We start from the raw sequence: 12779 nt of genomic DNA, 5'->3' as shown, positions 1-12779 counted from the left end.
ATGAATATCAAAATTTTAGTCTGCTATCATAAGATAAGCCCTATTATTAGTAATGAGGTGCTTCAACCGATTTTGCTAGGTGCGGCAAATGCAAAACCACAGATAAAAGACGAGTTAGAGCGACTTTGTCGGAGTGCAAATGTGCCACTTTTGTATGATAATAGTGGAGAGCATATCAGTGAGCTTAACCCTTACTTTTGCGAACTCACTGCAATGTATTGGGCGTGGAAGAATCTTGAAGCAGATTATTATGGGTTATTTCATTATCGTAGAGTGTTTGATTTTAGAGATTCTACTCATTTTGATATGCCTAGAACACAAAAATGTTATTATGATTCCATAAGAGGTTTTTTTAGTGATTTTTATCAACAATATGGGCTTAATCCTCAAAATATTATTGAATCTCTAAAGGGTTATGATATAGTGCTTCCAACTTTGGTTATTGACCACGATGATAAGCAAAGAGCACAACATTTATCATTATATGAATTATATGATGAGGTGCATTATATAAAAGATATGGATTTAGCGCTAGAGTATATCGCTTCAAAATATCCACAGATGTATCAAATTGCATTAGATATACTCCACAAAAAACCTATACTTTGGCATATAGCAAATATGTATATTATGAAAAAGGCATTATATCTTGAATATTGTGAGTGGATTTTTGATATTTTGTTTGCCATTGAGCCTTTGAGTGCTTATAAAAATTATGATAGTTATCAAGCAAGAGTTTTTGGGTTTTTGAGCGAGCGATTATTTAATGTATGGATTGCTTATAAAAAAACACAAGAGAATCTTAAAATAAAAGAACTACCCTTAGTCTTTTTTAAATTTAGAGCAAAAAGAAAATGGCTCGGTTGGGTGAGTGATGGCAATGTCAATCGATTCTATGTGTGCAAACTACGAGTGCTAAAACGATATTTATGAATCCTAAATTTAAACTATTTTGCGGTTTTACATCCCTTTTATGTGCATTAAGGGGGCGAAAATGAACAATCATAATCCCCTCGTATCAGTGATAATACCAATCTATAATGTAGAAAAATATTTGAGAGAATGCCTAGATTCTGTCATTAATCAAACTTTGCGTGAAATAGAGATTATTTGCGTAAATGACGGCAGCACAGATAAAAGCGGGAGTATTTTAGAATCTTTCGCCCAAAGTGATAAGCGTATAGTAGCTATTCACAAGGCTAATGCAGGTGTGGCAAAAGCTAGAAATGAGGCTTTAAATCTTGCAAGAGGCAAATTTGTATATTTTATTGACTCTGATGATTTTTGTCCCTCGCACGATACACTTTTTACGCTCTATACCAATGCGGTGGCAAATCAAGCTCTTATTTGTGGTGGGTGTTTTAGTGATTATAAAAATGGTGTAATTAATACAGATTTTCCAAGTATTCTTTATGGCTATACTTTTACACACAATGGTTTTGTGGAATACAAAGATTATCAATTTGATTTTGGCTGGACGCGCTTTATTTATGATAGAAAATTTTTAATAGATTCACATATTTTTCACCCACATTATACGCGCTATGAAGACCCTGTATTTTTTGTCAAAGTGATGATAGCAGCACAAAGATTCTATGCGCTTTCAGAGGTTACTTATTGCTATCGCATAGGACATCAAAAGTCTTTTCTTGCTTGGAGTGAAACGCACTGGAGCGACCAAAATAAAGGTTTGCTTGATGTGCTTTATTTTGCTAGAGCGCATAAACTTGATAAGCTTTATAATCTCACATTATCACGTGCGCGTATTATTGCTACAAACCTTACAGAGAGCATATGTGAGGGAAAAGGCAGTATAGAATCTCTGTGTATGCTCAATATGATTTTATCAGCTAATGAGATTGCTTTGCAAAATAGAGATATGTCTCACGCTCTTAATTTGGAATTTGAGCGCATACACCAAAGGTTGAGCTATTTAAATCATCTTTTAATCTCGCCTTTACAACTTTTTATATTAATTCTCAAATTTTATAAACAAAAATTCAAATCCTACTTTCGTGTGCGACTTTTTAAAGAATATAGTGTGATAAAACTCTTTGGTATTACATTATATGAGAGATTTGCACAACGTGCAGATTCTTCGGGGGGGGGGGGGTATATAATGTAGCCTTTTATGCACCTTTTTTATTAAGTCTTATTTTAAAGAGAGAGCAACAATTTGCATTTATAGTTGTGAGGGCGGCATAAATGCGAGATTTTAAGCCCCAAGATAAGCCTTTAGTTTCAGTGATTATTCCAATTTATAATGTGGAGAAGTATGTGGCACAATGTTTAGATTCTATTATCAGTCAAAGTTATACAAACTTAGAGATTATTTGCGTAAATGACGGCAGCACGGATAGTAGTGGAGAAATCGTGCAAGAATATGCACAAAGGGATTGTAGAATCTGTTACTTTGAGCAAGAAAATCAAGGCTTGGGTGGTGCAAGAAACAAAGGACTTGATGAGGCACAAGGGGAGTATATTTATTTTATTGATTCAGATGATTATATTGATTCGGGATATATTGAGGGACTTGTTAATAAATGCAATGTTGGAATAACTCCTATTCAGACAAAAATGTTTTTTGTGCGTGGAGATAAATTAGAGATTTATAATCTCCATTTGGGTAAAAAAGGAAATTTTATGCTTAATCCATCACTGATGCCTTTTTTGTCTTTTCATATTGTCAATGTTTTGTTGCAAGCAGCAATAATAAAAACTTACCACATTCGCTTCCTTTTATCTCAAGGTGCTGAAGATAGCGAATTTTTCTATCGTTATATTATTTTTGCACCAAATATTTGTTTTATAGATACTGGTGCATATTATTATAGACAAAGGCAGGATTCAATCTTGGATTTGTTTAGAAATAGTGGCAATTTTCCATTAGAACCATTAGAATCTTTTAAAACGATTTATAGTTGGTATAAGCAATATGAAGTTTTAGAAAAGTATGGGCTACCCTTTAAACTTTTATATTCTTTTGATTTACATTCCAAAAATGCAGAGAATTACTATGAAAGCGCTAAAAATCTTGTTTTGAAGCTTAAAATTCCGCAATCCATAATAAAACGTGATAGCCAAATGAAACTTATGTGCGACAATGATTTTTTAATGTTTGTGTGTAAAAGCAAATATGTTTTCAAAACTTTGGAGCGAAGTTTTAGAATCCGACTTTTTAAAGAATATAGTGTGATAAGGCTTTTTGGTAGGACATTTTACGAACATTTTAGAATTTTAAAGGAGTAAGTAATGAAAGTAAAAAATTGTATTGTGGGAGCGGGATTGGCTGGGCTTACTTTAGCAGAGCGTTTAGCAAATGTGAGAGGAGAATCCGTGCTACTTATAGAGCGGAGAAATCATATCGGTGGAAATGCCTATGATTATAATGATGAGGGTATTTTGGTGCATAAATACGGCACACATATTTTTCATACTAATGATAAAAAAGTATGGCATTATTTAAATAAATTTAGCAGATTCTATCCTTATATGCACGAAGTCAAAGCCTTTGTAGATGGGCAGTTTGTGCCTGTGCCTTTTAATCTTAATTCTTTGTATATGGCATTTCCTGCAAAAATAGCACAAGATATAGAATCTACGCTTTTAGATAAATTTACCTATGGGAGCAAAGTATCTATTTTGGAACTACAAAAAGTGCCAGAATTGAAGTTTTTAAGTGATTTTATTTATGAAAAAATCTTTTTGCACTATACGCTGAAGCAATGGCAATGTGCGCCACAAGAGCTAGATTCTAGCGTATTTGAGCGCGTGCCTATAAGCATTAGTCGCGATAATAGATATTTTCAAGATACATTTCAAGGAATCCCTATGGAGGGTTATACCAAAATGTGTGAAAAAATGATTGAAAATCCTCTTATACATTTAAAGTTAGATTGTGATTATAAAGATATAGCAGATTCTATTGAGTGTGATAGAATTTTTTATAGTGGGGCGATTGATGAGTTTTTTAACTATGAATTGGGCGAGTTGCCTTATAGAAGTTTGCATTTTGATTTTGTGCGTTTTGAGAAGCCATATTTTCAGAGCAATTCTGTGATGAATTATCCTAATAATTATGATTATACGCGTATTGGCGAGTATAAATATTTTTTAGATGCTAAAACATCTCATAGTATTGTAAGCTTTGAATACCCAAAAGCGTGGCATAGAGGAGAGGAGCGATATTATCCTGTGCCAAATGAACAGAGTGCAGCGATATATGAAGCTTATGCTCAAAAAGCAAAAGCACTACATAATGTGCATTTTATCGGCAGGTTAGGGGAATATCGCTATTATGATATGGACAAAGTCATAGCTTGTGCGTTAAATGCGTTTGAGAATCTAGGCTAATTAAACCTATTCTTCTTTGCAAATATCTCCACGCAGTATCGCGCCAATAGTTTTAAGCCCCACAAATGCGATAATAATGCTTGCAAGCACAAGTGAGAAAAGGCTAAGTAGCTTAAAGGGGGTATATTGTGTTTTTTCGTATGCAGTAAGAAATGCGAGAGTGAGTGCAGCAAAGGGAAAAGTAAAAGCCCACCACGAGATGAAAAATGTGATTTTATAAAAATTTTTAGCGAGCACAAAGAGCAGTAGTGCAAAAGTGAGCGCAATATTTAGGAGAAATTGGGCGAATAAATCAAACTCACCGCCATTGATATTAAGATAGCCCAACATTGCCACAGCAGGAGGTGCGATAAAAATCGCAAGTGTGGGTAAAAACTTTTGGGCAAGCATTCCGTGAAAGATAATGCGATTAAATAAAATTGCTGTAAGGATAATCCAAAAAAACATTCCTAAAGAAAAGAAAAACATCAGCACATATTCATTGACAAATCCTACCCCTGAAACAGACACAAGGAGGTTGCCCTGCAACGGGGATAAACCACGCAGGATTAGAGTGCACTATTTGAATGTCTTTATTGAGCCAATAGGCAATAACATAGAATGCGACAAAGGTTTGAAATCCTACGCCAAAGCTAAAAAGAGCTAAAGAGAAAATGGGTATTTCGCGGAAAATATTTGAAAGCAACAATAAAGACATTGAAATAGTCGCAAAAAAATTAATTTTAATCGGGTGGTTGAACTCCTGTAAAACCATTTTGGGGTATTTGATGATTTTGCAAAGATATAGACAAAAGATTATGAGTGCGAGTGTGGAAATGATAAAAGTGAGGGCTTGGTAAAAAAACAGCGGAACAAAGAGAATCTCTGCTGCTTTTTTATACGCAAGTGTAAGTCCTCCAAAGCCCATTGTGATAGCAAATAGCATTATGGGGAAATGTTGCAATTTTGAGTTTTTAGATTCTCTCTTTTCCACTTTTTGTCCTCTCATTATGTGTTTTGTTGTGCAAATATAATTTTACCATATTATGGCGCGAAGATAGCTTTATCTAAGTGATTTTAGAATCTATGTTTGCTTTTGTAGATTATTGATGAGGTGATAAGCAAGCTATCCCCCCCCCTAAAAGCAATCAAAGTTAATCTTTTCTTGTTTTTATCCTTGATGAATCCTTTTAGATTCCTCTTGGATTTCTAAAGAATTTATCTTTTTATTTAATATCTTTTTAGTATAAATAAATATAGTTTTCTAAACTTATATTTTAACATTTTTGATTCTAATTTAAATCTTTTATCCTAATGATTGATTGACATTCTATCTATTAATCTTTCCAATCCACCTTATAATATTGCCTTTTGAATCTATTTCAACACTTAAGTCTTTGTATTTGTTATAGAATCTAGGAGCTAGGATTTCATTAAAGTATTTTGTGCCTTTCTCTGTTTGGGCTACCCAAAATCTATACATATCCCAATATTGTGGTGTGTCATAAGTGGAATACACATATTCATCATCACTCATATTTGGATACTTTTCTCTCACCTCTACCATATCTCTATTATAGGCATTTTTATAAAAGAAATTATCTCTAAAATAAATCCAAGCTTGATATTTATCTTCTTTTTGATTAGAGAGTAGATTTTCTTCTTTATCTTGTAAACCACACATTCCAAATTCAATATATCCTGCTAAGAATAATTGTCCTACAATGTGAATGTATTCGCTGATGTAATTAGGTTGTGGGTCGTTGGCTAAGAGAGTTTCGTTTAGTTTGTAGGGGGAATCTGCAAAAAAAGCACTATACACTTCTTCTGTGCCAAAGGCTGCGACATAGCATTCAAAATACTCTAAAATATCTACTTTTGTTAAATGGGGAATATTAAGAAAAAATTTCATTTCCCAATCTGTTTCAAAAAGCTCATAATTAATCTCAAACATATCAAAATCAGGGAATAAAGTCCCACTTTCGTGTATCACTCTACCAATCGCCATTTTCTCCTGCCTTATTGTGGATTTTTATGCCTCATCTATTGATTGCTCCTATCCAACGCACTATATTTCCTTTCTCATCAATTTCTACGCTTAAGTCCTTGTATTTATTATAGAATCTAGGAGCTAGGATTTCATTAAAGTATTTTGTGCCTTTCTCTGTCCTTGCTACCCATATATTGTATTGAGACCAATATTGTGGAGTATCCCAAGAGGTATCACTATACATTGTGCTATAACCACAATATTTCCTACGTTTTGTTTCTGTGTTAAAATAGGTAGGACAATTTTTTGGTGTATATTCTTTGTCCTCATAGATTAAAATATCCTCATCATCACTTTTATCAAAAGCATTTGCATAAAAGAAATTATCTCTAAAATAAATCCAAGCTTGATACTTATCTTCTTTATAATAAGATAAATTTTCAGGATAGTCTATCTTATCTCTATCTTCATCATCGCAATATGTGCCAAAGTCAATGTATCCTGCTAAGAATAATTGTCCGATAATGTTAATGTATTCGCTGATGTAGGTTGGCTTAGGCGGATTAGGAGAGAGGTTTTCATCAAGATTGTCTATGCGGTGAGTCCATATCACTATCTCATCACCCTCAATCCTTGAAGCCCAAAAACAACACAATATAGAAAATTCAAATAATTCTAAAATATCTGCTTTTGTAATATGAGGCATTTGCGAAAATATAAGCAATTCAATATCATCATAACTATATTCATCATACCCTAAATTTACAACAAATTTTTTTTTCCACTCTTTATCATTGTAGAAAAAGCTAAGCCATTTTTTGTCTTTATCGTAAGTTAAAAATTTGCATTTCATCTTATATCCCCTTATCAATATGTATTTTAATATTAAGCTTTGGATTTCTACTATTAATGTCTATGGTTTCTCCTCCACTTGTGATTTATACTACTTGAATCCACTTTGGGAGATAGTTGGCAAATCTATCCTGTATAAGAGTATTTTCCATTAGATTTCCTTTAAATGCCACTTGTTCTAAGTCATAATATTTGCATAGTTCTACGAGGCTAAGGGATAGAATCTCACATATAGAGCTTACCACACCATAGGCTACACCTTCAATCTCTAATCCTCCAAGTAGATAGCACAAAGGTAAGCGCAGAGATTTATCTATATCAATATTGCAGACTTCTTTACCATTGAGTTTCATATCAAGCTTACTTATATGAGTAAAGAGATAGTTTTGTGCATTTTCAAGGGTATCAAGTGCATTAGGGTTGCTCTTACCAAACATTTCAGCAATGAGCTTTAAAATATCACTTACATTGTGAGAAGGCTCACCTTGAAAGTCTTGATTTATGTTTATATCAGGGAGTTGCTGCTGTACTCGCCATTGTTTATAATTTTCTACAAGCCGTGCTCCTAGTTTATTTCTTTTTGCAATTTGAGCGAGCAGAGTAGGGAGATGAGATTGAAAGCAAAGTGTGAGGAGGTTACTTTGCGATGATTGCGTGTATATGCGAGTGGGAGAGAGTGTATCAAGATCAAGGCACAATATTCTCTCACCCAAAGATTCTTTAAGATTATGAATGTGCGGTAGATTCTGTAATGTTTTTGACTGCCTAAGATAAGCATTCGAGTTATTCAGTGGCTCTTCTATGCGTCCAAAGCTATCCCAAAAATCAGGCTCGCTACACGCAATACAGCCGTGTCCTGCTTGAATAGGATAACTTGTTTTAGCATTAAATTTAACCTTTGGGCAGTTATTAAAAACATATGGTCCTTTACACCCGACTTTATAAAGACAATAGCCATCTTCCAAATGCGGGTCATCAAAGCTCTGCACAAAATCACCAGATTCAAACTTTGCTTTGCGCTCACACATATCGTGTAGATTCTTTCCATAGCTCCATATTGGACGATGAAGAGAATCTGTTGGGGGAAGCTCTTGCAAAAGGATATAATAGAGAATACTACCGATAATATTTGCCTCACTTGGCGGACAGCCGGGTATGTTGATAATGCGTTGAGAAAGAAATGAATCTATCCCTATAGATTGCGTAGGATTAGGATATGCTGCTTGTACCCCGCCAAAGCTTGAGCAAGTGCCTACTGCGAATATTGCTTGAGCCTTTTGTGCTACTTCTTTACATTCTTCTTCGCCCGTGATACTATCTGCACCAGAGGTAAGAAAATGTGCGTGATTTCCTAGTGATACACCACCTTCAATAACGAGGATAAACTCTTTATCCAAAGTATTATGTAATGATTTTTTCGCGCTAAAGCCTACTGCCCCCATAATTGTTTCGTGGTATTCAAGAGTAATGTATTCAAGAAGCACAGATTCTATATCGGGCTTATCAAGGCGCAAAAAACTACTGCTACAACCCGTGCATTCTGCTAAATGAAGCCACACAAGGCGTGTAGGTGGTTTGAGAGAAAGGATTTGAGCACATAGCTCTACACCTTCTTTGGGAATGCCTATAAGAGAGCAGATGTAGGATACCCATTGCACATTTACTTTATGGCGAGATTCTTTATATGTGATTTTGAGAGTGTTAAGATGTATATTTAATCGCTCGAGTATCTGTGTTTTATCCATAGCTAACTCCATAGTGTAAAAAAGCTATTGTAGCTTACTCTATTTAAAGCTAGGTAAAATTAGCCTAACTTTTTGTTGCCATAGTATTATTTGCAGGTTTTGGTAATTATTTCTATAATATTTTGAGCTTGTTGAGTGCTAAGACTTTGATGACAGGGGATAGATATTTCAGAGAGATAGAATCTATCTGCATTTGGTAGGGATATGTCGCCAAAAAGCCTTTTGTAAAGGCTAAACTGATAAATAGGTTTGTAATGCACTTGCACGCCTAAATCTTGTGCTTGTAATTGTTGAAAAATATGCTCCTTTTGACACCATAAATGTGGATAAAGCAAAATAGGATAGAGATGATGAGAGCTACGAATATGTGAAGGTATAGCAATAATGCCAAAATTAGCATTATTTTTAAATGCTTCATCATAGAGTGTTGCGATATTATGGCGATGAGTGATAAAGGTATCAAGTTTTTTAAGTTGGCTAAGACCAAGTGCTGCACCTACTTCACTAAGGCGAAAATTCATACCTCCAAGAAGACAATCATAATTCCACAAAGATTTTTTTTCTACTCCGTGAGAGAGTAAAAGACGCGCATAGTGTGCCAATTCTTCATCATTAGTGAGTAATGCTCCGCCTTCCGCAGTAGTAATGGATTTGAGTGCGTGAAAGCTAAAAATAGTTGCATCAGCAAGTGAGCCTATAGCTTGTCCATTATAGCTTCCACCAAATGAATGAGAACTATCTGAAAAAAGTAAAAGATTGTGTTTTTGTGCAAGTGAGCGTAGAGATGATATTTCTACGCTTTTCCCGCCATAATCTACGCTCACAATCGCCTTAATATGTGCTCTCTTAGGGTGAGTAGAGAGAATGTGCTCAAGTGCCTTTTCATCAATATTTCCATCATCTTTAACATCGCAAAATAGAGGCGTAATTCCCCATTGAAGCATCATATTTGTTGTGGCGACAAAGCTAATAGGCGTAGTGATAAAATAAATTTCCTCTTTATCTTGCTTTGATATTTTAGAATCTAAAGTATTATAAAAATGCGCAAGATGTGGAAAGTATTTATACATAAACGCACCATAAAGTGCGAATAAGGCAGAAGTGGCAGAATTAAAGCTTATAGCATATTGAACACCTATTTTTGAAGCAAGAGTGGCTTCAAATTCTTGTGTAAGAGCACCTTGAGTAAGGTGAGAAGATTCTAAGGCGAAATTTACAGCCTCAATGTCATCTTGCTCAATATATTGTGTGCTATAAGGTATCATTATATTTGAGAATCTTTTAAGTTAAAAGCTCTTGAACGCGTTGATTACTTAGCTTATCAGTATCGTGAGAGACACGGAAAAGTGAGCCAAATTTTTTCAAGAATGAGCCATTAGTATTTTGAGTATCTGTGCTATTGATTTTACCATTAGCAAGTTTATCGCTACTTTCTTGTGCTTGTTCTTGGAGTATTTGGATAGCATCTTTAATCTGCACTTGCTGTTCTTTAAGCACATCATAGAATTTTTGTGCATCAGAATCAAGAAGTTTTATATTAAGTTTTGGTGCATCAAAAATGATGCGCTCTTTATTGTCTTTGATGTTTTTAGAAAAGACATTGATTTCTTCAAAAGTTGCTTTTTTAATAGCAGATTCTACATTTTTTTTCAATGCAGACATTTCTTCTTTGAGATCTTCTTGTTCCCCTTTATCAAGCGTTTCTTTGCTTTCTTGAGCAAGTTTAGCGATTTTTTTTGCATCAGATTCTATACTATTAAGCGTTTTTTGCGCAATTTGCAATCTACCGATATTGCTATTAGTATTTTTGATATTTTGGCTCAATGGATTGTTTTTTATTTCGCTTGTATCTATATTTTTATTTTTTTCAAGTTTTTTATTTGTAGTTTGAGCGGCTCGTGTTTCTTGTATATCTTTTTTTTTCATTTCCTCTTTGGCGAGTTTTTGTGTTGTATTTGCGTTGATTTTCATACTCACTCCTTTATAAAATTATCCCGCCCAATCATTCTGTATCAAGCATATTTTGTTCCAGATACTTAGTATGAATCTTGGAAGCAAGGAAATCTTGATTTTTCATCATTTTTATATGGAAAGGCAAAGTTGTCTTAATTCCTTCAATGCAAAATTCCTTTAAAGCGCGGTGCATACGATTGATAGCTTGATTTCTATCCTCGCCCCACACGATAAGTTTGCCAATCATAGAATCATAATGCATTGGCACACTATATCCTCCATAAGCGTGAGTATCAAGTCGCACATTTGCTCCACCGGGCGCTACCCATTTGGTAATTTTTCCCGGGCAAGGATAAAACTTCTCTGGGTCTTCGGCTGTAATGCGACATTCAATAGAATGCCCTTTAAAACTAATGCTTTCTTGGCTTGGAAGCTTTTCACCCTCTGCAATGCGTATCATCCACTCTACTAAGTCAAGTCCGCTTACCATTTCGCTCACAGTGTGTTCTACTTGCAAACGCGTATTCATCTCCATAAAATAAAAATCCTCATAATTTGCATCAAGCAAAAACTCAAAAGTTCCAGCACCTACATATTTAATATATTGAGCTGCTTTGACAGCAGTTTGAAGTAGTCTTTGACGCACTTCAGGTTTGAGCACTACCGCAGGGGATTCTTCAATAAGTTTTTGTTGTCGTCTCTGTGCAGAACAATCACGCTCACCAATGTGTAAAACATTTCCGTGCTTATCTGCGAGAATCTGCACTTCAATATGTTTGGGATTGCGGATAAATTTTTCCATATAAATTGTGCCATCGCCAAATGCGCTCACTGCTTCAGATTCTGCTGCAAGGTAGAGATTCTTTAGCATTTCAGGTTTTTCAACCACACGCATACCTCTTCCACCACCACCTGCTGCAGCTTTGAGAATCACGGGATACCCAATTTCATCGGCGATTTTTTGTGCTTCTTTATAATCTTTTAAAGCCCCATCGCTTCCTAAGATCACAGGTACACCTGCTTCCTTCATTACATCTTTTGCTTTTGACTTATCACTCATAAGGACCATAACATCAGCTGTTGGACCAATAAATTCTATGCTATGATGAGAGCAAATTTCTACAAAATTTTGATTTTCACTTAAAAATCCATAACCCGGAAAAATTGCATCAGCTTTAAGAAGTTCAGCTGCACTCATTATAGCAGGGATATTGAGGTAGCTTTCACTTGATTTGTCTCCGCCTACACAAATTTTTGCATCAGCTACATCAAGGTAATATGTGTCTTTATCAGCAGTGGAGTAAATAGCAATAGCCTCTTTGCCCATTTCTTGGATTGTTCTAATAGCACGCAGGGCAATCTCACCACGATTTGCAATGAGAATCTTTTGAATCTTTCGTTGTTTTACACTCATTATATCACCTTAGAGTTTTTCAACTTTAATGAGATTTGTGCTAAATTCTACGGGTTGCCCGTCATTTACTTCTATTGAAACAACCTTACAATCAAATTCCGCTTCAATTTCATTCATAATCTTCATTGCTTCAATAATAGCAACCGTCTGCCCCTTTTTAATGGTATCGCCGACATTAACATAAGGAGCTGCCCCCGGACTAGGAGAACGATAAAATGTCCCTACCATTGGCGAAGTAATAAAATGTCCGCTTGTATCTTTTGATGGAGTAGGTGTTTGTGTAGGCACTGCTGTAGGAACAGATTCTCCTGCCACAGGAGATTGAGAAATAACTTGCATAGGTGCTTGAGTAACAGCTGTAACCGAGCCACACGCACCTGCTTTTTGGAGTTTGAGTTCAAAACCCTCTTGTTTAATACTAAATTTAGCTATGCCGCTGTTGTCAAATAATTCCATAATCTTTTTGATTTCTTGCAAATTCATCATTGCACCT

13 protein-coding genes are annotated in these 12779 nt (G+C 35.0%); 4 read left to right on the top strand and 9 right to left on the bottom strand.

Annotation, left to right across the window (positions count from 1 at the left end):
* From HH_RS01015 to glf, 4 genes are all read left to right on the top strand, one after another.
* The gene (locus tag HH_RS01015; RefSeq protein ID WP_011115049.1) at window positions 1–933 is read left to right on the top strand and encodes a DUF4422 domain-containing protein; all 933 of its coding nucleotides are present in this window, start codon (window positions 1–3) and stop codon (window positions 931–933) included.
* Between the two features lie 61 nt (window positions 934–994).
* Entirely contained in the window at window positions 995–2125 is a 1131-nt protein-coding gene (locus HH_RS09110; RefSeq protein WP_011115048.1) for a glycosyltransferase family 2 protein, read from the top strand.
* 80 nt (window positions 2126–2205) lie between these two features.
* Entirely contained in the window at window positions 2206–3249 is a 1044-nt protein-coding gene (locus tag HH_RS01005; RefSeq protein WP_011115047.1) for a glycosyltransferase family 2 protein, read from the top strand.
* Window positions 3250–3252: 3 nt separating this feature from the next.
* Complete coding sequence (glf, locus tag HH_RS01000; RefSeq protein WP_011115046.1) at window positions 3253–4353, top strand: UDP-galactopyranose mutase; 1101 nt, start codon at window positions 3253–3255, stop codon at window positions 4351–4353.
* A gap of 6 nt (window positions 4354–4359) precedes the next feature.
* Here the strand turns inward: glf and HH_RS09770 are convergent, their stop codons facing one another.
* The 9 genes from HH_RS09770 to accB form a co-directional block, all read right to left on the bottom strand.
* On the bottom strand, window positions 4360–4863 hold the full coding sequence (locus tag HH_RS09770) for a hypothetical protein (RefSeq protein ID WP_264357601.1): 504 nt from the start codon (window positions 4861–4863) through the stop codon (window positions 4360–4362).
* Complete coding sequence (locus HH_RS09765) at window positions 4832–5326, bottom strand: hypothetical protein (RefSeq protein WP_050720580.1); 495 nt, start codon at window positions 5324–5326, stop codon at window positions 4832–4834. Before HH_RS09765 ends, HH_RS09770 begins: the two co-directional genes overlap by 32 nt.
* 336 nt (window positions 5327–5662) lie before the next feature.
* Window positions 5663–6340, bottom strand: a complete 678-nt coding sequence (locus HH_RS00990; RefSeq protein WP_011115043.1) for a hypothetical protein — start codon at window positions 6338–6340, stop codon at window positions 5663–5665.
* 31 nt (window positions 6341–6371) lie between these two features.
* Window positions 6372–7175, bottom strand: coding sequence for a hypothetical protein (locus tag HH_RS00985; RefSeq protein ID WP_011115042.1), 804 nt, complete (start codon window positions 7173–7175; stop codon window positions 6372–6374).
* Between the two features lie 85 nt (window positions 7176–7260).
* Entirely contained in the window at window positions 7261–8919 is a 1659-nt protein-coding gene (locus HH_RS00980; protein WP_011115041.1) for a hydrogenase small subunit, read from the bottom strand.
* Between the two features lie 86 nt (window positions 8920–9005).
* Window positions 9006–10184: a UDP-4-amino-4,6-dideoxy-N-acetyl-beta-L-altrosamine transaminase gene (gene pseC, locus HH_RS00975; protein WP_011115040.1), complete on the bottom strand. Its 1179-nt coding sequence runs from the start codon at window positions 10182–10184 to the stop codon at window positions 9006–9008.
* A gap of 16 nt (window positions 10185–10200) precedes the next feature.
* Window positions 10201–10890, bottom strand: a complete 690-nt coding sequence (locus tag HH_RS00970) for a hypothetical protein (RefSeq protein ID WP_011115039.1) — start codon at window positions 10888–10890, stop codon at window positions 10201–10203.
* Between the two features lie 31 nt (window positions 10891–10921).
* A complete protein-coding gene (locus tag HH_RS00965) occupies window positions 10922–12286 on the bottom strand; it encodes an acetyl-CoA carboxylase biotin carboxylase subunit (protein WP_011115038.1) in 1365 nt (454 codons plus the stop codon).
* 9 nt (window positions 12287–12295) lie between these two features.
* Window positions 12296–12769, bottom strand: coding sequence for an acetyl-CoA carboxylase biotin carboxyl carrier protein (gene accB, locus HH_RS00960; protein WP_011115037.1), 474 nt, complete (start codon window positions 12767–12769; stop codon window positions 12296–12298).
* Between the last annotated feature and the right edge of the window lie 10 nt (window positions 12770–12779).

Source organism: Helicobacter hepaticus ATCC 51449, assembly GCF_000007905.1.
Lineage (GTDB): Bacteria > Campylobacterota > Campylobacteria > Campylobacterales > Helicobacteraceae > Helicobacter_C > Helicobacter_C hepaticus.
This window is presented reverse-complemented; position numbering and strand designations above follow the sequence as displayed.

Coding starts and splice junctions, on each gene's coding strand:
- HH_RS01015 (WP_011115049.1), top strand. CDS start 1: ATGAATATCAAAATTTTAGTCTGCTATCATAAGATAAGCCCTATTATT.
- HH_RS09110 (WP_011115048.1), top strand. CDS start 995: ATGAACAATCATAATCCCCTCGTATCAGTGATAATACCAATCTATAAT.
- HH_RS01005 (WP_011115047.1), top strand. CDS start 2,206: ATGCGAGATTTTAAGCCCCAAGATAAGCCTTTAGTTTCAGTGATTATT.
- glf (WP_011115046.1), top strand. CDS start 3,253: ATGAAAGTAAAAAATTGTATTGTGGGAGCGGGATTGGCTGGGCTTACT.
- HH_RS00990 (WP_011115043.1), bottom strand. CDS start 6,340: ATGGCGATTGGTAGAGTGATACACGAAAGTGGGACTTTATTCCCTGAT.
- HH_RS00985 (WP_011115042.1), bottom strand. CDS start 7,175: ATGAAATGCAAATTTTTAACTTACGATAAAGACAAAAAATGGCTTAGC.
- HH_RS00980 (WP_011115041.1), bottom strand. CDS start 8,919: ATGGATAAAACACAGATACTCGAGCGATTAAATATACATCTTAACACT.
- pseC (WP_011115040.1), bottom strand. CDS start 10,184: ATGATACCTTATAGCACACAATATATTGAGCAAGATGACATTGAGGCT.
- HH_RS00970 (WP_011115039.1), bottom strand. CDS start 10,890: ATGAAAATCAACGCAAATACAACACAAAAACTCGCCAAAGAGGAAATG.
- HH_RS00965 (WP_011115038.1), bottom strand. CDS start 12,286: ATGAGTGTAAAACAACGAAAGATTCAAAAGATTCTCATTGCAAATCGT.
- accB (WP_011115037.1), bottom strand. CDS start 12,769: ATGAATTTGCAAGAAATCAAAAAGATTATGGAATTATTTGACAACAGC.